The organism is Rothia nasimurium, from assembly GCF_042660305.1.
Lineage (GTDB): Bacteria > Actinomycetota > Actinomycetes > Actinomycetales > Micrococcaceae > Rothia > Rothia nasimurium.
Genome location: NZ_JBHSTW010000018.1, coordinates 1 through 19,725 on the forward strand (window position 1 = coordinate 1; position 19,725 = coordinate 19,725).

Below are 19,725 nucleotides of genomic sequence, written 5' to 3' on the forward strand. Positions count from 1 at the left end.
GGGGTTGTATGGGCGGGTGTTTGCGGTGGTGCGGGGGTTGGTGTTTTTGGCTGCGGGTGGGACTTTTGAATAAGCCTCTATGTCCTCAGTGCTGTTTCTGACTAAGAGGTCTATGTTGAACTGGAGTCGTAGGAAGTAGATGAAAAGTCCTAGTGCTAGCCCAAAAATGTTCAATGGAACAAGGTGTTTCCAGAGGGTATCTTTCGAACGGGTTGTATTGCTCATTTATACCCTCAGATCTTTGCAAGCGTTGACGATAGCCGTGTAGCTTATGACACGTCCAAGAAGAAAACTCATTTCTTTGCCCCATCTTTCTGTAACTATGTCTTGCGTATTTTACTGGTCTTGGTTATTGAGGATTTCGCTCATTCCTTGTGCAAACTCGGTAACTCCACCTATTAAAAACGCAAGCCTCAAGAGTAAACGTCCTTGATGAAATCAGGGAAGGCTAGTTGTCTAGAGGTTCACTTGCATCGTGCTCATTGAGTACTTTGATAGTTGCTGCAACCGTGGCAGCTGTCAGTACTGAGATGCTTGCGCTCGCTGCCACCAGGGTTGTGGCTATCGGGGTAATTAAATGTCTAGAATTCATCACCATCGTTCACCTTTCCGCTTTAGTGTAGCAAAAATCTGTTTGTTTTTACCCGCCCTTTTCTAGGTTGCATGATTGTGACGAAGGGTTGAGTTTCATTGTTTGATCAGGTTCGTGGCTTGAGTTGGACCTTTATGATGTAAAACTCATTAAAAATTTAAATAATTAATGTGTGCAGTCGTACCTGAAATGCTTTACCGTGATACTTTTTAGTGTCACTCATTCGCGCCAGCTTTGGGCTCGCACCCCGTGAAGGCTGGCCATCACTGCAAGAGGAGCAACAAGCATGACTGTTGCCAATAGAAGAACCCTAACTCGCGGAGCTCTCTGGGCTGCGCCCGTCCTCCTGGCATCTGCTACGATTCCTGCCTATGCTGCCTCCCAGCTGGGAACCGCAAAGACAACCGCAGGCAAGTACTACCATATGGTTTCCACGACAACCCCTTCAGGTTGCAACGTCAGTACAAATCCCCAATACGGTTATATTGATACCCTGCCCTACCGTTCGCAAGCCGGCAACTCCAATGCTAACCGAGACCCGAACACCTCAAGCGGCTACTGGGTAGAGGGTACCGCAGGCACCGTTAATAACGTCACTATCGTGACGACCTATACCTTTAACCGCGCAATCCAGCTTGATACCTCTTCGACCAGGTGGGGTGCGAATATTATCCCCTCCGGCTGGACCGTCACCCAGGTTGATAGCTCCACCATCCGCGTTACCTACACTGCAACCACATGGAACGTATCTACTACCGTTGTCGGTTCAGGCGACGCAACAGGCTTCTTCCTGAACTTTCATGTGACTGATGGCTGCTATCGTTCCAGAACAGTCACCATCAGCTCGACCACCGTCATGACCTATTTCGATGCCAACGGCAAGCAGACCTTTACCAAGAACACAGGTCCTTCCGGTATCTAGGTAGGCATTGCCTATCGTTAACTAGCTGTACACTGTGAGGGTGCTGAATTTTCAGTGCCCTCACTCGCATTTTTACCTATAGGGAAACTCATGGCTAAATACACGCCGCGCCACGCCGCGCCCAAAAACACTGGCAAACGCCGGGCAACGGCTCTTTCGCTCACCGCCCTGCTAGCCCTGAGCATGGCCCCGGCCAATGCAACTGACACCGCACCCCTGACTGAAAACAGCCAGGCAGTACAAGAAGCTGAAGCACTCATTCAAGAGGCACTCACCAGTGAGGGCAATAGCCCCGCGGCCATTTACAACGATGCCCCCGAAGCGCTCACTAGCGTAAACTTCTACGATGCTCCGGCCCAGCTACCCGCCGCTAACGGCGCCCTCATCAAGAAGGAAAACTTCACCTTCAAGGTCGACGCCAACAACGTCATCGCCCACCCCGTAGCCCAGGCCCAGCGGATTATGTATAAGTCCACTGACCACCTGGGCAACCCTGTGGCTGTCACCGGTACCGCACTCACTACCACCAAACGGTGGGCTGGCCCCGGCGAGCGTCCTATCATCGCCATGGCCCCCGGAACCCAGGGGATCGGGGACTCCTGTGCTCCCTCTAACCAGTTCGCAGCTGGCAGTGAGTATGAAAGCCTTGTTATCACCTCTCTGCTGAACGCTGGCTACAACGTCGTTATTACCGACTACATCGGCCTGGGTACCGCTGGAACCCACAGCTACCTCAACCGCGTTGACCAGGGCAATGCGGTGCTGGACGCTGCCCGCGCAGCTACCGCCGTTGACCTCGGCCTGGGTAGCGCTACCTCACCCATCGGTCTCTGGGGCTACTCCCAGGGCGGTGGTGCGGTGGCATCTGCCGGTGAACTCCAAGCAAGCTACGCTCCCGAACTCAATCTCAAGGGCATCTACGCAGGTGCTGTACCTGCCAATCTACAGGCGGTCACCAGCTTCATTGACGGCGGTCTCTACACAGGCTTCTCACTGATGGGCGTTGTAGGCCTGGCCGATAGCTATGGCATCGACCTGAGCCACAAACTCTCAGCCGAAGGGCAGGCTGCCCTTGAGACAGTGCGTGACCAGTGCACCCTAGACGCCGTCGGAACCTTTGGTTTCAAGAACACCCGCATCCTCACCGCCAGCGGCCAGACCCTGGCCCGCGAAATGACCACCGACCCCCAGGTCTCACAGATCATGGCGCAGAATAACCTGGGCCAGCAGGGGCGGCACCCCGAAGTGCCGATCCTTATCGCATCCTCCTGGGGCGATGACGTGATCCCCTACCAGACCAACCGTCAGCTGGCAGCCGACTACTGCCAGCAGGGTTCCCGGGTCACCTTCTATACCCTGGCAGGTGTCACCCACGTAGCCGGTATTTTTGAAGGCATCCCCCGCGGTCTGATTTTCCTGGATCGTCAGTTCAAGGGGCTCTCCAGCATCAACTCCTGCTGGCAGTTCTAGCTTTTTATAAAACGTACATATAACAATAGGCCCGGGCAGGGCATTACTCCTGCTCGGGCCTATTGCACGTCTTTTTCAGGTGCCTCTCTCTCACAACTGAGAGGCTGACTCACGGTATAGGTTGCTCCTTATTCTGCGTTGACTAGATTAGATGGAAAGGAATTAGACATCTGCTGACAGATAGCTGACGACGCCCCAGGGGGAGGTTACGGTAACTCGATACTGAGTCTTAATGACTGATCCGCTGGTGGTGGCGGTATCGCCGTAAGTGGCTGCCGGCATGCGGGTCATGAAAGACACCACGCTGGCACCGGCCTGACCGTTGGCAATGTTGCTCATGACCTCAATATCCCAGCTCCAGCCGTCGCGGCCGTCTGCGGTGGTGTAGTGGTTGCCGTAGCCCCAGGTGTGCATGGTGTTCTTGGTGACTATGGGCGCATCTGCAAAGCGGAGGTAGTTATAGAGCTTGGAGTAGGTGGTATTGGCGCCCTTGAAGTCGTCGTTGAGTCGAATCATGGGGACGTTGGCGCCGGCCCCGCGGGTGCCGTTAGAGCTGTAGGCTGCACCGCCGTTAGCGAAGATGAAGCGGTCACTACCGGTAGGCGTGGACCGGTAGACCACATCGCCTGCGATGTTCTCGATGGTTACCGAAATGATGGCTCCTTGGCCCACGCCGTTGATACCGTCTACGGAATTGATATCGGCCATCTGATTGCCCCCTGCGGGGTAGGCGGGCGGCCAGGTGTTAGCGGTAGCGCTTGAAGAGGCGAGGGGGTTGCCTGCCTGAGCGGTGGGTAATGAATTGTCGAAAGTGAATGCTTGTAGCCCGGTAGCGCAGCTACTGGTGGGGTAGACGGCCCACTCAAGTTCCTTAGCGGCAGAACCGGTGAAGTTGCCCTGGGAAGGCCAGACATTAGACCAGGGGGCAGAAACAATTTTGCCGTAGGTGCAGTCGTCTTCTACCGGGGGTGTGGACGCAGCAAAAGCAGGTACAGCTGTGCTGGCAAGAATGACGGGGGCGGCCCAGGCTGCGCCACGTGCCAGGGTGCGACGCTGGATTTGGGGTGTAGTCACGGTGGTAATCCCTTTGTTTTGGTGCAAGGTTACGAATGGTTCTGCAACAGCTGTTGAAACAACAGTATCACCAAATCTTTTATTTGGCACGCTTGTGTTTACTTTTTGTGAAAAGTGTTTTGGTGGATTTGGGGAAAATCCTGGTAAATAGGGTGCTGTCTAGAAATATTGGGTGTTTAAGATTTTTTGCGGCACTCCTACTGGATCAAAAAGATAGATATATAAAAACACCTGTGCTTTTACCTCTTGTGGTGGCGCAACGAAAAGACCGGCCGCACCATGAGGTGCGGCCGGTCTTTAGTGTATTGAGGTAAGGGTCTTAGGCTGCTTGGGCCCAGTGGCCTGCAAGGTCTGCTGCCAGCAGGGTTCGCAGGGTGCTGGTGTAGTCGGCAGGGATTCGGCTAAAGCGATAGCCGTCAATAGTAAGGGTGTTGCCCAGGAAGGGGAGGTGGGTCAGCTTGGCCTGATCAAGTGCATTAAGGTCAAGTGAAACGCTGTTGCCTGCCTGGAAGGAGTTCTTGAGAATCAGGACGCGCTCGTTAGTGATGACCAACAGAGAGTCGCCAAAGCTGCCAAACTTGCCGGTGGCTACATCAACAACGGTCTCACCGCGCACCATGGAATCTGCCATGTGCAGAGCCTTGTGGAACTTCTTGAGCCCACCGTGGGAAGAATGGCGCTTGACGGCAGAGCCCAGCGAAGCGCTGGTGTAGGTGTCGGTTGCCCAGTTTGCAAAAATCATGGTGCTCTTCCTCAAATGGTTGGTGGGGTGGTGTACGAGCTGTACCCAACTATACACATATTTTGTCCCCCAAAGGGCAGGTTGTAGAGAAAAAATTTGTCCCCCGCTTGTCGCATCTCCTAAATTGCTCCCTGTTTGAGCTGGTAGGCCCTATATCTGGGAAAAAGCTGGGTATTAAAGTTTGGCAAAAATTTACCTGTGAAACATATAGGTAGCGACTGGGGACAAGCTATGCCAGGATTTTGGGGGACAAAGCCGGGTAGGTGCCGTCCCCCGGGGAGCATGCCACAATAGATAGCAGTAATACTTCGACCTATAGGGCTGCACTCACATGAAACCCCTGATTATCGGTATCGCCGGTGGCACCGGCTCCGGCAAGACCACCCTGACCAACTCCCTACTTGAAAAGTTTGATGGCCAGGTAGGCGTGATTTATCATGACAACTACTACAAGCGCAATGACCACCTCACCTACGAACAGCGCTGCCTGCTGAACTACGATGCGCCCGAAGCCTTCGACAATGATCTTCTAGTGACTCACCTTAAAGCCCTCATCGAGGGGCAGACTATCGAGACCCCTGTCTACGATTTCGCGGATCACAACCGGTCAGATGAGACTCTCATCGTTGAACCCCAGCCCATCATTATCCTCGAAGGCATCCTGATTTTTGCTGAGCCTGAAATTCGCGACCTGTGCGATATCAAGCTCTTTGTAGATACCGACGCCGATGTGCGCATCCTACGCCGCTTGCGCCGTGACGTGATTGAGCGCGGCCGCACCATTGAATCGGTTGAAGCCCAGTACCTCACCACCGTCAAGCCCATGCATGAGCTGCATGTAGAGCCCTCAAAGCGCCATGTAGATATGATTATCCCCGAAGGCGTCAACGTGGTGGCTCTCGATATGCTGTTCCACCGGATTACCGGCCAGATTGGTACCCAGGCCGGTTAGCCCTAGCCGTAAGGCGTGGGATGAACAGTTGCAAGGGGCGTCCTTGCACTTTTAGATACAGATGTGGGGCCCACCTCCTTTGGAGGTGGGCCCCACATCTGTTTAACCCTTGTAGCTGTTTTACTGCTTGCCGGCCTTGAGGGCTGCTAGGCGGGCTTCGAGCTCTGACTGGCGGCCGAGTTCTTCAAGGTCGTTGAACTGGGCATCGAGGGAGGACGCCGCGAGCTCCTGCTGGCCGCGCACGCGGGCTTCTTCGCGGCGCACCTTGTCTTCGAAGCGGGAGATTTCGCTGGTGGGGTCCATGACGTCAAAGGCCTTAAGAGCGTCGTTGACCTGGGACTGGGCAGCGGCTGACTTCTGGCGGGCTACGAGTTCATCGCGCTTACGCTTGATTTCGTTCAGCTTCTCCTTCATCTGGGTCAGACCGGTCTTAAGCTGTTCAACCACGGCGGTCTGAGACTCAATCTGGGGCTTGATCGCTGAAGCTTCGTTCTCTGCCTGCATCTGGCGGCCCAGGGCGATTTTGGCCAGGTTATCGAACTTGTCGGCGTTAGCGGTGTCGCCGGCGGCGCGGAACTCGTCGGCCTTGTTGGAGGCTGCCAGGGCCTTAGCACCCCATTCGCCTGCTTCGCGCAGGTCTTCGGCGTGGTCTTCTTCGAGCATGCGCAGGTTGCCGATGGTCTGGGCGACAGCCTGTTCTGCTTCGGCGATGTTGTTGGTGTAGTCGCGCACCATCTGATCGAGCATCTTCTGGGGGTCTTCAGCGGCGTCAATCAGGGCGTTGATGTTGGCCTTGGTGAGCTGGGCGATGCGGCTGAAAATGGTCTGCTTAGCCATGAGGGTACCTTTCGGTGGGTGGGGAAAGCATGAGCGGGCTTGCTGTGCCTTCTTTTATTCTGTCAAGACTTGGGGGCAGATGGTGGTCTGCCACACCTTGTGGTTACTACGTTGTCAGCGAAAACTAAGCCTGTGCACAGGCAGGGGGCTGTGTGCGAGCAAGAGGAGAGAGGCGGACGGGCGCCGGTGGGCTAGAAGTTGCCCCCGGCACCTCCGCCGTCGCCCCAGCTGCCTCCACCGCCGAAGCCTCCGCCAAAGGTGCCACCGCCCATACCGCCGCCAAAGCCGCCTGAGCCAAATCCACCTGATCCGAAGCCGCCGCCGGAGCTGTGGTTGCTGCCCCCGAGTAGGGTGCCGAGCAGGATGCCGCCCAGCATGGCTGAGTTGTAGTTACCGCCGCTGGAGTAGCCGTTGCGCTGGTTGAAGCGGTCCACATCGGAGCGGGCGATGCGCTGGGCTTCCCCTGCGAGGCGGATAGCGTCATTGGCGTGGGACAGGGCCGCGATGGGGTCGCTGTGCTGGAGCTGCTGGGCTTCGGTGAGGTGGCGTTCTGCCTCGCGGAGGCGGGTGCGGGCTTCGGCCTTTACGCCGCCTCGTCGTGCCCAGACGTATTCGCTGGCTGACGATACCTGGGCCTGGGCGGACACCAGGGTATGGCCCAGGGTTTCACGGGCGCTGCGCTCTTGTTCGTGGGTCTGGCGCACCGCATCGAGGGCAGTGTCTAGGTCTGACCGTACTTCGTGGAGCCGCTGGTTGAGCAGGTAGGGGTCAATCAGTCCGGCGGAGCGTTCGGCTCGAATCTGGCCGAGTACGGCCTGAACCCCGGCGGCAGCACCGGAGAGCTGGCTGCTGCTGCCCGCTCCGCTGCGGGCCAGCTCCTGGGCTTGGGCAACGTCGCGGTCAGCCAAAATTAGGGCATTATCGAGTGAGGCTGCCATCTTGCCCAGGTCGGTTTCGGCGTGGTGGACCGACTCGAGCAGGCCCCTGGCCTGGCCGAGAGCTTCTTCACCCGCGCGCAGGGCGAGAATGGCCTGGCTTCGCTGGGTGCCCAGCAAGTCTTCTGCCTCCTTGGCCTCTTGCCGAGCAAAATCTAGGCGGGCCTGGGCTTCGCTGATATTATCTGCCACCGCCCCGAAGGCGCTGGGGGAGTAGAGGGTGCTGAGGCGGTCGAGGGCTGCCTGGGCGGCAGGAAAGAGTGGGGCTGCTGAGGCTATGCCCTGGTTGAGGGTGGCGAGAGCCTGGGGTGCTGTTTCTTCGAGCTTGCGCAGGTTGGTGAAGTTGGCAACCTGCTCGTTGAGGGCCTTCTGGGCGTCTTCGGTGCGGGCAAGAATTTCGTTCAGCCAGGCCCGCTGGTCAGCTTCAGTGTCGGGGATTTCATCGTCCAGCTGTTTTTGTAGCTGGAAGGAGCGCTGCATGTGGTTCTTAGCCGCCTCAATAGCAGCCAGGAAGGGTTTGACCTCGTCATCGCCGTACTGTAGCCGGGCGAACTCAACTTCCTGCTGGGAGTGGGCGATGGCGTCATCGGTGGCGACCAGCTGGGCACCTGCCCGGGTACGCAGCTCTTCGATAGAGGGCAGGGGCTGGGATGGGCTAGGTTGCCCGCTGCGGCTGCCACCGGTGTTTTTACGTGCGGACGCCCGTGAGCGGCTAAAAGCCCAGGCGCCGCCGCCAGCTACGGCAGCTATCCCAAGGAGCGTTGCGCCACCCACGAGCGGTCCCGAAGCACCTGATACCACTGAACCAGAACCGAGTTCAGACTCGATGCCGGTGACCGCAGCCAGCGCAGCGGCCTCGTAGTCGGAATTCGCTAGCTCAGGGTAGATGTAATTCTGATAAATCTTTTCCTGCTGACTCGTAGAAAGAACAGAGGTAGAGCCGGCCATAAAGTAGGCCTGACGGGCTTCGGTAGCGATGACCAGTACTACGTCGTTGGTGCCCATATTGTTGAGGGTGGCAAAGTCGCTGGTCCACTCTGAAGAAGAGCTCGGGCTTTCGAATTGATCAATAGTTACAACAAAGAGATTGACCTGTTCGTCACTGGCAAGCTGGCTAATGGCGTCCTCTAGTGAACTTGTGTCCCCTAGAACCGAGGTAGTGTCGCTGACCCGAACCCCGGCGTCCAAATCGTAAGGAGCTTCCGCAAAAGCAGCGGGAGCAATCCCGAGCGCCAGAGCGGTAGCAAGAAGGGCAGAAGCGACAGGTTTGCGTGACATGGGGTCTCTCTTCTAGAGGTCAGCGGTACTTGAGCACTATTGTAGCCCTGCTCACCCCACTCCCTTTTGAGGTAGCTAACGGCGTTCACCCTCAGCTCAGGGCGATGTGCTCATCAGCTCTATGTACAGCAAACACACAGCTTTGCTTCATCTCTAACACAGCCCTATGGCGCATAGTGGGAGCTAAGAAAACACCGCAGGTGCACCTCTTGAACAGGTGCCCACATCAAAAGATCTCGAAAGAAAGCTGCTTGAGATGCCACAAAACTCATGGGAACCCACTCCCGATTCGTCGTCCGCTGATCGTACCGTTCCTATGAACCAGCAGCAGGTTGCGGCCTCCGCCGCGGGCGCTTCCAGTCAGGACGACCCCACCACCGCTTTTGCTGCCCAGCAGGCTCCTGCCGCCGGGGCCTACGCCTACGCAGGCGCTCCCTCCGGTGCTGCCTACACCGGTGACTACGCTGCTCCTGCCGGCCAGCCCGAACAGAACAAGGGCAAGCACGCAACCCGCACCGTCCTAGCAGCAGCTGCTATCGCTGCCCTGGTCGGTGGCGGTATCGGCGGTGGGGTAGTAGCCGCAACTTCCACCGGTTCAGCCTCAAGCATCACAACCGCCAGCTCGGGCACCACCATCGTCAATAACACCGACTCTGTCAACGCTGTTACTGCTGCTGCTGCCAAGGCAACCCCCTCCACTGTCACCATCGCAGCCACCTCATCGAACGCGTCCGGCTCCGGCTCCGGCGTTATTCTCGATGCTGAGGGGCACATCCTCACCAACACTCACGTGGTCACCCTCGACGGAGCTACCGCTAACGCCGCCATTGAAGTTCAGCTTGCCGATGGTAGCGTCCGCTCCGCCACCGTGGTTGGCACCGACCCCACCAGCGACCTGGCCGTTATTAAGCTGGACGATACCAGTGGCCTGACTCTCACCCCCGCAACCCTGGGCGACTCTGATGCCCTGAACGTTGGCGATACCACCGTAGCCATCGGTGCACCCCTGGGACTGTCTAACACCGTGACCACCGGTATCATCTCGAACCTGGTACGAACCATCGAGGTAGCCTCATCGGCAGCCGATGAATCCACTAGCGACTCCGGCAGCAGCACCACCGACCCCTTCGGCAGCTCGCCCTTCCAGTTTGAGATTCCCGGCCAGCAGAGTCAGAGCACCACCTCAAGCTCCACTATCGCCATCAACGTCATCCAGACCGATGCTGCGGTAAACCCCGGGAACTCCGGCGGCGCCCTCATCAACTCCAACGGTGAAGTAATCGGTATCAACGTGGCTATTGCCTCCACCGACTCATCCAGCACCTCCACCAGCGGCAACATCGGCGTTGGCTTCGCTATCCCCATCAACTACGCCAAGCGGGTAGCCCAGGAAATCATCGATAACGGTTCAGCCACCCACGGCATGCTGGGAGCTACCGTCTCCACCTCACCCGCCAACAACGACTCATCCGAAGCCTTCGGCGACGGTGCCCTGATTCAGGAAGTTACCAGCGGAGGAGCGGCTGCAGCCGCCGGCCTGAAGTCAGGCGATGTTGTCACCGCTGTTGACGGGCGCAGCATCAGTGAGGCAGCCGAGCTGACCGCTGCCGTCCGCCAGGCAGCAGCAGGGGACACCGTTACCCTTACCGTTGAGCGCAACGGCTCAACCCAGCAGGTCACCGTGACCCTGGGAGATGCCGCTAACAGCTAGAGACATCAAAGGCTCTGCAGGCTCACGCTCGCTGTCGACCCTCTTGCCTGGTTCGCTTCGCTCACGAGGCAATTCACGCCAGCCCCGGGCCAACAGCTTCGCGGTGAGTCTGCAGAGCCTACTTTTGTGACTAAATTGCTCCACCTGCAAAGCCGTGCTGGCGCCAGGCTTCAAACACCGCAATTGAGGCACTGTTAGCCAAGTTGAGGGAACGACGCCCCGAAACCATGGGAATCTTCACCCGCTGGGTGACATGCGGGTCATTCTGTACCTGCTCGGGTAGGCCAACTGACTCGGGGCCAAACATGAGCACATCGCCCTCTTGATACTCAACATCGGCAAAGTTAGTGCTGGCGGTTGTGGTGAAAGCAAAGACGCGGGCCGGAGCTAGGGCAGCCCAGGCGTCCTCCAGGGTTTCATGGACGGTCATGACCGCCAGGTCATGGTAGTCGAGGCCAGCTCGGCGCAGGTTAGCGTCCTCAAAGTTAAAACCTAAGGGCTTGACCAGGTGCAGCTCTGCGCCGGTGATAGCTGCAAGGCGAATCGCGTTACCGGTATTGCCGGGAATTTCAGGAGTATAAAAAAGAATCTTGAACACCCCAACAGTTTACGCGCCCGCCGCGAAATAAAAGCGCGATGGGAGCTGTTGAGAGGGTGAAGCAGTCCATAGCCTGCCCCAAGAGCGGGGGAGTATGATGGAAGGCTGAATTGTTTTGACCAATCGCCACGGAAAGGCCAGCGCCCATGCCCCGGGTCTACCTGGACCACGCCGCCACCACCCCCATGCTCCCTCAGGCTATCGACGCCGTGGTGGAGCAAATGAAAATTGGCGGCAACCCCTCGTCCCTGCATTCAGCGGGCCGCTCTGCTCGCGCTACCGTCGAGTACGCTCGCGAACGTATCGCGCGGGTTGCCGGCTGCGACGCCGCCGAGATTATCTTTACCTCCGGTGGTACCGAGGCAGATAACCTAGCGATCAAGGGGCTCTACTGGAAACGCCGCGAAGCCAACCCGGCTGCTACCCGCATTGTTGTTTCGGGCATCGAGCACCACGCTGTGGGCGATGCCGTTGAGTGGCTGCAAGCCCACGAGGGGGCAGAGGTGAGCTGGGTAGCTCCGGACGCCAGCGGTGTAGTCAGCGCCGAAGCGGTTCGACAGGCGGTGGGTGAGAGCCCAGAGACGGTTGCCCTGGTCACCGTCATGTGGGCCAACAACGAGGTGGGCACCGTGCAGCCCGTCGCAGAAATCGCCGCGGTAGCTGCTGAACTCGGCATTCCCTTTCACACGGATGCCGTCCAGGCCTTTGGCACCCTGCCGGTGAACTTCAAGGAATCCGGCGCCACCACCATGGCCATCTCAGCCCACAAAATTGGCGGGCCCATGGGAATAGGCGCCCTCATCGCCACCCGCAGCGCCCAGCTCATGCCCGTACTCCACGGCGGCGGGCAGGAACGCTCCGTGCGCTCAGGAACCATTGACGCCGCCTCCATCGCGGGCTTTGGAGCAGCAGCTGCTGAAGCAGGGCAGAACCTACTCGCCGAAGCAGGCCGCCAGGCCGAATTGCGAGACCGCCTGATCGAGGGCGTCCTAGCAGCTGTTCCCGAAGCTCAGCTGCGCGGGGCCGCCCCCGAAAGCGCCCAGGACCGAGCAGCCGGCACCTTCAGCCGCCTACCCGGCAACGCCCACTTCACCTTCCCCGGCTGCGAGGGCGACTCCTTGCTCTTCCTACTCGATATGGCAGGGGTGGAGTCGTCCACCGGCTCAGCCTGCAACGCCGGGGTGCCCCGCCCCTCCCATGTCCTGCTGGCTATGGGGTTGAGCGAGGACGAGGCCCGCGGCGCCCAGCGCTTCACCCTGGGGCACACCAGCACCGAGGACGACGTCACCGCCCTTCTTACCGCCCTCCCCGGCGCCTGGGCCCAAGCCAAAAAGGCAGGTATGGCGGGCCACGCCCCGGACGCCGCTCGCTGGAACTAAACCCGGCTGGGCGAGGGCAGGGCGCGGCTGACCGACCGCTGGGAATGTTGGGGAGGACGGCGAGCCGGGCAGGCACCTGGCCGCGACCCTCTCGGGACTCGCGCGGGGCGCTCACCCGATTCACGCCAGCCCCGAGCCAGCGGCCAGGGTTGCCTGCCCGCCCCACCGCCCAAAAACTTCAACTATTACTGAATGTAGGACTAAAACCATGAAAATTCTTGCTGCTATGAGCGGTGGCGTGGACTCGGCTGTTGCCGCCGCCCGCGCCGTTGAAGCTGGCCACGAGGTGGTTGGCGTGCACCTGGCGCTCTCCCGCATGCCCGGCACCCTGCGCACCGGCTCCCGCGGCTGCTGCACCATCGAGGACTCCATGGACGCCCGCCGGGTCTGCGACCAGCTGGGGATTCCCTTCTACGTCTGGGACTTCTCCGAGCGGTTCAAGGAAGATGTGGTCGATGACTTTATCTCCGAGTACGAGCACGGCCGCACCCCCAACCCCTGTATGCGCTGCAACGAGAAAATCAAGTTCGCTGCCCTGCTGGAGAAGGCCGTGGCCCTGGGCTTTGACGCGGTAGTGACCGGCCACTACGCCAAGGTCATCACGGACGAGAACGGCAACCGGGAGCTGCACCGCGCAGCGACCTGGGCCAAGGACCAGTCCTATGTTCTAGGTGTGCTGACCCACGAGCAGCTCAAGCACGCCTGGTTCCCCCTGGCCGATACCCCCTCCAAGGACGAGGTGCGCGCCGAGGCCGCCGAACGCGGCTTCTCGGTGGCGAAGAAGCCCGACTCTTACGACATCTGCTTCATTCCCGAGGGCGATACCCGCGAGTGGCTCGAAGAGCACATCGACATGACTGAGGGCGATATCAAGGACACGGACGGACGCGTGCTCGGCAAGCACCGCGGGTCGCAGGCCTTTACTGTGGGCCAGCGCAAGGGACTGGCCATTGGGCACCCTGCCCCTGACGGTAAGCCTCGTTTCGTGCTGGAAATCCGCCCCAAGACCAACGAGGTCATCGTGGGCGGTAAGGACCTGCTCGAAATTGACGAGATTCGCGGTATCCGCGAAACCTGGGCCGGTCTACCCGTAGAAGAAGCCGCAGCCTTCCTGGCCGAAGAGCCTGTAGAAGGTGCCCGTTCGGCGTCCTTTGACGTCACCGCCCAGGTACGAGCCCACGCAGACCCCGTTCCCTCGACCGCCCACCTGGAATGGGTAATTGACGATGAAGCCGCTGAGCCCGGTGCCCTGCGCCTGGAAACCGTGGTGCGCCTGCACGAGAAACTGCGCGGTGTGGCTCCTGGCCAGACCATGGTGATTTACCAGGGCACCCGCGTGCTGGGCCAGTCCACCATCGCCCGCGCCTACAGCCTCGACCGAGCTGACATCACCGCTAACTAGGTAAGGTTGTGCAGGCTCGCGCTCGCTGCTGAACCTTTTGAAGCTTCTACACCCGGATAAGTCCACAGGGTGAAATCTGTGGGCTTGCCCCTGCAAACAGTACCTGAGGTTTTTAGACTAAACACATGAACACAACTCCGAAGGCCCACGACGTGCAGGCCCACGCTGACTTCGATACCCGTGCCACTTCGATGGCTGGGGTCGACCCGGCCGTCCTGGAAGAACTTTTCACTATGCGTCAGACCATCGACAATATGGACGCAGCCCTGGTGCATATTCTTGCTGAGCGTTTCCGCGCGACCCAGCGCGTTGGCCACCTCAAGGCCGAGCATTCTCTGCCGGCGGGGGACCCGGGGCGGGAGGAAGCCCAGATTAAGCGCCTGCGCTCGCTGGCTGAGGCTGCCCACCTTGACCCGGAGTTTGCCGAGAAGTTCCTGAACTTCATTATTTCTGAGGTTATAAGGCACCACGAGAAGATTGCGGCTGAGGCTGAACAGAAGTCTTAGCCGCTCAACTGTCAGTCCGCAATGCTACAGCCACCGGTAGGTGGCAGAAAGAGTTCCCTATGCCTGTATCGAGGCCTGCTCGCCCTGCCCTCTACCTGCCGACTGATGCCGAAATGCTGGCTGCCCGCAAGGACTTAGAGAGTCCGCTGACCTTTGAGGAGCACCTGACGGTTGGGGCTACCGGCCTTGGCCCCTGGGCTGGGAGCGATGTATTCGATGCGGTAACTCGTATCCGCGGTGAGCTGGGGGAGCCCCATATTAGTTACCTGCCGGAGCTGGCCGACCGGGGCTACCGGGCAACCCTGCTGGCACGGTCTATCGCGGCCCTGGAAGGGCTGAGCGCGGACGGCACCGCCGCAGGTTGGCGGCTCACGGGTGGCTATGCCGCTGAGGGGGAGGCTGCCAGGTCGCTCCTGGAATCTGATATCAATATCCTGGCGGACGTCGTGGGGAAGGAAAGCGGTGCTGCCCCCGGAACCATCAAGCTACGTCTGCTGGGGCCGCTGAGCCTAGCTGCCAGTACCTACTTAACCAGTGGTGAGCGCGTCCTCTCAGATTATGGTGCCCGACGCGATGTTGCTGAGGCCCAGCGGGCTGGTTTTCACGGTGTGGTGAAGCTGCTGAAGCAGGCTGTGCCCGGCGCGCAGGTGCTGGTGCAGGTAGAAGAGCCCCTGCTGGTTGAGGTGGCGGCAGGTCAGCTGCCGACCTCTAGTGGCTACCGTACCCTGCGGGCTGTGCCGCGTCATGAGCTGGTGGCCCTGCTGGGGGCCCTGCATGATGAGCTAGAGGGCTTGGGCGCTCAGGTGGTCACCCGTACTGATTATGCGAAGCTGCACCCTGAGGTCAGACAGACCCTTGCTATCCCCCTGCTGTCAATGGCGGGCCAGCCTACCTCGGCCTGGGAGGCCCTAGCCCCCCGCCTAGAAGCTGAGCGGGGGCTTTACCTAGAGGTTATTGACCCGCTGGTTCGGGTGCCTGCTGGCGACCTGGCCCGGGGGCTGTGGCGCACCTGGTCGGACCTTGGGTTGGGGAAGAAGCTTCTCAACCAGCTGGTGCTGACCGAAACCGGTAGCCTGGCTGCCACTGACCCGCAGCGGGCTACTACCGTTCTGGGGTACCTGACCGAGACAGCCCGTGCCCTGTCTGAAATCGCCCAAGACGCCTAAACCGGCTCACCGCCTAACCCCGGTACACTAGGGGGAGGCCCATTGTGAACCTCACCAGGAGACCCACCGTGAAAGAAACCATTCTTGTAGTTGATGACGACGATGCCCTGTCAGAGATGGTGGGCATCGTGCTGGCGCAAGAGGGCTACGAGACGGTCTTCTGCGACGCCGGTGACCGGGCCTTTGAGGCTTTTGCTACCCACCACCCCGACCTGATTCTGCTGGACTTCATGCTGCCGGGCATGGACGGCATTGAGGTCTGCACCCAGATTCGCGGGGAGTCGGACGTGCCCATCATCATGCTGACGGCTAAGGGCGATACCGAGGACGTGGTCAAGGGGCTAGAGGCTGGCGCTGACGACTACATGACCAAGCCCTTCAAGCCCGCTGAGCTGCTGGCCCGCGTCCGCGCCCGTCTGCGCCCGCGTGAAGACCGCCATAACGAACCTTTGCGTATCGGTAACCTTACCATTGACCTGGCGGGGCACACGGTGAGCCGCGAGGGTGAAACGATTCAGCTCACCCCCCTCGAATTTGAACTTCTGGCGAACCTGGCCCGCCAGCCCGGCCAGGTCATGACCCGCGAGGCCCTGCTGGGCAACGTATGGGGCTACGAAAAGACCGTAGATTCCCGCCTGGTCAACGTGCATATTCAGCGTCTTCGCGCCAAGATTGAGCGCGACCCCGAGAACCCCGAGATCGTGCTGACCGTGCGCGGTGTGGGCTACAAGGCCGCAGCAGGCCACCGCTAACCCGTGGCTGGTACTTCACCTCGCGCGTCCGCTCGGACTACCGCCCCCGCAGGCCCCTCCCGGGCCTACGGGCCCCTGGCCAGCGCCCGCAGGCTCTGGCAGCAGTCCCTCCAGTTTCGAGCTGTAGTGGCCGCGGCCGGCCTGCTGCTGGTTGCCTTCGTCTTTGTGGGCTCTTTTATCTCCCACCAGATTGCTAACTCCCTCTTCCGCGGCAACCTGGAACAGGCCCTCGAAGAGTCGTCGGCCGGTTTTAGTAATGTACAGACCCTGATCAACGGCTCTGACGCGACCGGCCGCACCGAGATTCAGCGCGATGTTTCGCGTTTCTTGACCGTACTTGAGAGCAGTAGCGCCGATAGCAACCGCAACTGGGTGCTCCTCAAGGACGCGAACGCCACCACCGATGGCTTTATCGTGGAGCAGGCCCAGAGTAGCGAGGTCACGGTCAGCGACGTGCCCCAGGCGCTCGCCCAGAGCGTGAGTGAGGGCACGGGGATTTACTGGCAGTCTTCGAGTATTACCTCAGCGGACGGACGCCGCACCCCGGTTCTGGTGGTCGGCACCAGTATCTCGATACCCCAGAACCCCGACTACTCCCTGTACCTGATTTATGACCTGTCGACCTCGCAGGCGACCGTGCAGTATATCAACCTGGTGGTTTGGGTGGGCTTCGGCGTGCTTCTGGTCGTGGTGCTAACTATCGTGTGGATGATTGCCCGTTTTGTGATTCGCCCGATTAGTTCTACCGCTATTACCGCTGAGAAACTGGCAGCCGGTGACCTTGACCAGCGTGTGCTGGTGCGCGGCCAGAACGAGACGGCGCGCCTGGGTATGTCTTTTAACCGTATGGCTGACTCCCTGCAAGACCAGATTTCTCGCCTTGAGAAGCTGTCAACCATGCAGCAGCGCTTTGTTTCTGACGTGTCGCACGAGCTGCGTACCCCGCTCACCACGGTGCGCATGGCCGCCGATATGCTGCACGATAACCGCGACAACATGGAGCCCCTCTATAAGCGCTCCACCGAGCTGCTCTATAACCAGGTGGACCGCTTCGACTCCCTGCTGGCTGACCTGCTCGAAATTTCCCGCTTCGATGCCGGCTCCCAGACCCTCGATACGGTGTCGGTCGATTTCATGGCCGTGCTCGATGAGGTACTCAAGGCCGTAGAGCCCCACCTGATTCGCACGAATACCAGTTTGACCGTGCACACCGACCACACCGAGATTATGGTCGATATGGACCACCGCCGCATTGAGCGAGTGCTGCGCAACCTGCTATTCAACGCCGTAGAGCACTCCGAGGGTCAGCCCATCGATGTATACGTGGATGCCACCGAAAGCACCCTGGGCGTTGCCGTGCGTGACCACGGTATCGGCCTGAGCCCCGAAGAAACCGAGCAGGTCTTCAACCGCTTCTGGCGGGCTGACACCTCCCGCAAACGTACCCTGGGCGGTACCGGCCTGGGGCTCTCTATCGCCGCCGAGGACGTCCGTCTGCACCAGGGTACCCTTGAAGCCTGGGGCATCAAGGGGCAGGGGGCCAGCTTCCGCATGACCATCCCCATTGACCAGGACGTGCCCATGGGCCCCTCCCCGGTCTTGCTGAGCGGCGAGCCGCTGCCCGCTCCGTCCGCTCCGGATACCGGTGCCACCCCGGCCGTGAACCCCGACGCCTCAACCCCCTCGGAGCCCACCGTTGAACCCTAACCTTTCCCGCCGGTCAGCTCTCGGCCTGGCCCTGAGCTCTCTCGCGACCCTCACCGCCTGCGCCGCTATTCCCACCGACGGCGAAGTCAACCACTACGCCGACCCTCAGGCTACGGGTAGCACCTCCACCAGCGGCAGCTCACCCGAAGGTCCTGCTCCCGGGGCCCGGCCCACCGAGATCATCGAGGGCTTCTTGCACGCCGGGGTAGGGGTGAAGGACGACTACAGCGTAGCCAGGCTCTACCTGACCGAAGACCTGGCCCAGTCCTGGAAGCCGGACGGGCGCACACTGGTCTACAACTCATCCTTCACCACGGCCTCCGTCAGCGACTCAAGCTACCTGGTCACCGTGCCCACGAGCACCCTGGTTGACGATAAGGGCCTGGCTACCTCCTACACCACAGTGGCCGATACCGAGGTAGAGTTCACCCTGCGTCAGGTCGACGGGGAGTGGCGCATCTCCTCCGCTCCCGACGGAACGGTGCTGAGCAGAAACGAATTCGCGGACGTCTTCAACCCCTTCACCCTCTACTTCTACGACCCTACCTACACCTACGCTGTGCCCGATGTGCGCTGGTTCGCCGAGCGCACCACGGTAGCTACCTCCCTGGTGAGGGTGCTCCTCGAGGGGCCGGCCCCCTACCTCACCGGGGCTGTTGTGACCGCTGTACCGGCCGATACCAGCCTGACCCGCAACTCCGTCCCCATCGAAAACGGGGTGGCTGACATCCAGCTCTCCGGGGGTACGTCTCTCACCGCAGCCAGCGCCCTCGAAACCGAGCGCCTACGCACCCAGCTCACCCAGACCCTCACCAACCTCGCCTCGGTCACCACGGTGCAGCTCACCATCAACGACCAGATCGTTGCGGCCCCCACCCTCGAGAACTACCGGGAACCGGCAGTCAACCCCGAAGCCGCCAGCAACATCGTGGGTATCGAAGATAACCGCCTGATTGCCCGGGCAGCCCTGGACGATACCGCCAGCCAGCAGACCATCGTAGAGACCTCGGCCCAGGCCCTCATTACCCTGCCTGCCATGAACTACACCCGTAACTACTACGCCTACACCAATACCGGGCAGAACGAGATTTGGCTGGCTAACTCCAACGGTGCCCGCTCGGTCTACCGGGGCACCCACGTTCTAGGGCCCTGCTTTGACCACCAGAACTGGCTCTGGGTGGGGGAGCAGGACGGCTCTGTTCGGGTTATCGCCGCAGGCCAGGAAAACAGCGCCGCCCGCGAGGTCACCAGCTGGATTGAGGGGGAGCTCCTGCAGAGCATCTCTATTGCCCGCGATGGCAGCCGGGCCGTACTAGTCACCTCGGCAGCCGACGGAAGCAACTACGGGGCCTGGGTCTCGGCTATCCGCCGGTCGGCAGACGGTACCCCCACCCAGCTCCTTGACCCGGTGCGCTTGGGCGCAGAGATTAACCCGCGCGGGGCTGAATGGGTCAGTGACGTGGAGGTCTTCCTCTGGAATACCGACACCACCCAGACCGAACTGGTCTCCCTGACCGGCGAGAACACCCAGTACGATTCCCTGCAAGGCATTACCCGCATTGTCACCGGCAACGGTATTGACCAGGCAGTTGCGATGACCAAGGACGGCGGGCTGTATATCGTAGCCGGGCTGAGCTGGACCCGCATAGAAAGCAGCCTCAGCGAAATCAACTACGCCGGCTAAGAGAAATGGTCTGGACCA

The 19,725-nt window shown here is 60.1% G+C and carries 17 protein-coding genes; 11 read left to right on the forward strand and 6 right to left on the reverse strand.

Annotated features, from left to right (window positions below; genetic code table 11):
- Window positions 1-225, reverse strand: a 225-nt coding sequence (locus ACFP6B_RS06905; protein ID WP_377128579.1) for a hypothetical protein, incomplete at its 3' end; no start/stop codon positions are given.
- A gap of 653 nt (window positions 226-878) precedes the next feature.
- Between ACFP6B_RS06905 and ACFP6B_RS06910 the strand changes: the two genes are divergently transcribed.
- Together ACFP6B_RS06910 and ACFP6B_RS06915 are read left to right on the forward strand one after the other, a co-directional pair.
- A complete protein-coding gene (locus ACFP6B_RS06910; RefSeq protein ID WP_377128582.1) occupies window positions 879-1,514 on the forward strand; it encodes a hypothetical protein in 636 nt (211 codons plus the stop codon).
- 90 nt (window positions 1,515-1,604) lie between these two features.
- Entirely contained in the window at window positions 1,605-2,984 is a 1,380-nt protein-coding gene (locus tag ACFP6B_RS06915; RefSeq protein ID WP_377128585.1) for a lipase family protein, read from the forward strand.
- A 162-nt stretch (window positions 2,985-3,146) separates the two neighbouring features.
- On the opposite strand, the gene ACFP6B_RS06920 is transcribed toward ACFP6B_RS06915, so the two are convergent.
- Complete coding sequence (locus ACFP6B_RS06920) at window positions 3,147-4,058, reverse strand: hypothetical protein (protein ID WP_377128588.1); 912 nt, start codon at window positions 4,056-4,058, stop codon at window positions 3,147-3,149.
- A gap of 319 nt (window positions 4,059-4,377) precedes the next feature.
- Window positions 4,378-4,800, reverse strand: a complete 423-nt coding sequence (locus ACFP6B_RS06925; protein WP_377128591.1) for a hypothetical protein — start codon at window positions 4,798-4,800, stop codon at window positions 4,378-4,380.
- Window positions 4,801-5,131: 331 nt separating this feature from the next.
- Here ACFP6B_RS06925 and udk point away from each other — a divergent pair, with 331 nt between their 5' ends.
- A complete protein-coding gene (gene udk / locus ACFP6B_RS06930; protein ID WP_237199807.1) occupies window positions 5,132-5,752 on the forward strand; it encodes a uridine kinase in 621 nt (206 codons plus the stop codon).
- A 120-nt stretch (window positions 5,753-5,872) separates the two neighbouring features.
- On the opposite strand, the gene ACFP6B_RS06935 is transcribed toward udk, so the two are convergent.
- Together ACFP6B_RS06935 and ACFP6B_RS06940 are read right to left on the reverse strand one after the other, a co-directional pair.
- Window positions 5,873-6,589, reverse strand: coding sequence for a PspA/IM30 family protein (locus ACFP6B_RS06935; RefSeq protein ID WP_237185818.1), 717 nt, complete (start codon window positions 6,587-6,589; stop codon window positions 5,873-5,875).
- 191 nt (window positions 6,590-6,780) lie between these two features.
- Complete coding sequence (locus tag ACFP6B_RS06940) at window positions 6,781-8,802, reverse strand: TPM domain-containing protein (RefSeq protein WP_377128595.1); 2,022 nt, start codon at window positions 8,800-8,802, stop codon at window positions 6,781-6,783.
- Window positions 8,803-9,058: 256 nt separating this feature from the next.
- On the opposite strand from ACFP6B_RS06940, the gene ACFP6B_RS06945 reads away from it, so the two are divergent.
- Complete coding sequence (locus ACFP6B_RS06945; RefSeq protein WP_377128598.1) at window positions 9,059-10,513, forward strand: S1C family serine protease; 1,455 nt, start codon at window positions 9,059-9,061, stop codon at window positions 10,511-10,513.
- Window positions 10,514-10,643: 130 nt separating this feature from the next.
- Here ACFP6B_RS06945 and ACFP6B_RS06950 read toward each other — a convergent pair whose 3' ends face one another.
- Window positions 10,644-11,111 carry a tRNA (cytidine(34)-2'-O)-methyltransferase gene (locus ACFP6B_RS06950; RefSeq protein ID WP_377128601.1) on the reverse strand — a complete coding sequence of 156 codons (468 nt, stop codon included), beginning with the start codon at window positions 11,109-11,111 and terminating at the stop codon, window positions 10,644-10,646.
- Between the two features lie 146 nt (window positions 11,112-11,257).
- On the opposite strand from ACFP6B_RS06950, the gene ACFP6B_RS06955 reads away from it, so the two are divergent.
- From ACFP6B_RS06955 to ACFP6B_RS06985, 7 genes are all read left to right on the forward strand, one after another.
- On the forward strand, window positions 11,258-12,490 hold the full coding sequence (locus ACFP6B_RS06955; protein WP_237237219.1) for a cysteine desulfurase family protein: 1,233 nt from the start codon (window positions 11,258-11,260) through the stop codon (window positions 12,488-12,490).
- A gap of 208 nt (window positions 12,491-12,698) precedes the next feature.
- Window positions 12,699-13,892, forward strand: coding sequence for a tRNA 2-thiouridine(34) synthase MnmA (gene mnmA, locus ACFP6B_RS06960; RefSeq protein WP_377128605.1), 1,194 nt, complete (start codon window positions 12,699-12,701; stop codon window positions 13,890-13,892).
- Window positions 13,893-14,017: 125 nt separating this feature from the next.
- The gene (locus tag ACFP6B_RS06965) at window positions 14,018-14,398 is read left to right on the forward strand and encodes a chorismate mutase (RefSeq protein WP_135011492.1); all 381 of its coding nucleotides are present in this window, start codon (window positions 14,018-14,020) and stop codon (window positions 14,396-14,398) included.
- A gap of 59 nt (window positions 14,399-14,457) precedes the next feature.
- Window positions 14,458-15,564, forward strand: a complete 1,107-nt coding sequence (locus tag ACFP6B_RS06970) for a uroporphyrinogen decarboxylase/cobalamine-independent methonine synthase family protein (protein WP_377128609.1) — start codon at window positions 14,458-14,460, stop codon at window positions 15,562-15,564.
- 68 nt (window positions 15,565-15,632) lie between these two features.
- The gene (gene mtrA, locus ACFP6B_RS06975; RefSeq protein WP_237199799.1) at window positions 15,633-16,316 is read left to right on the forward strand and encodes an MtrAB system response regulator MtrA; all 684 of its coding nucleotides are present in this window, start codon (window positions 15,633-15,635) and stop codon (window positions 16,314-16,316) included.
- A gap of 3 nt (window positions 16,317-16,319) precedes the next feature.
- Window positions 16,320-18,023 carry an MtrAB system histidine kinase MtrB gene (gene mtrB, locus ACFP6B_RS06980; protein ID WP_377128614.1) on the forward strand — a complete coding sequence of 568 codons (1,704 nt, stop codon included), beginning with the start codon at window positions 16,320-16,322 and terminating at the stop codon, window positions 18,021-18,023.
- The gene (locus ACFP6B_RS06985; RefSeq protein ID WP_377128617.1) at window positions 18,013-19,707 is read left to right on the forward strand and encodes a GerMN domain-containing protein; all 1,695 of its coding nucleotides are present in this window, start codon (window positions 18,013-18,015) and stop codon (window positions 19,705-19,707) included. Before mtrB ends, ACFP6B_RS06985 begins: the two co-directional genes overlap by 11 nt.
- Window positions 19,708-19,725 lie beyond the last annotated feature (18 nt).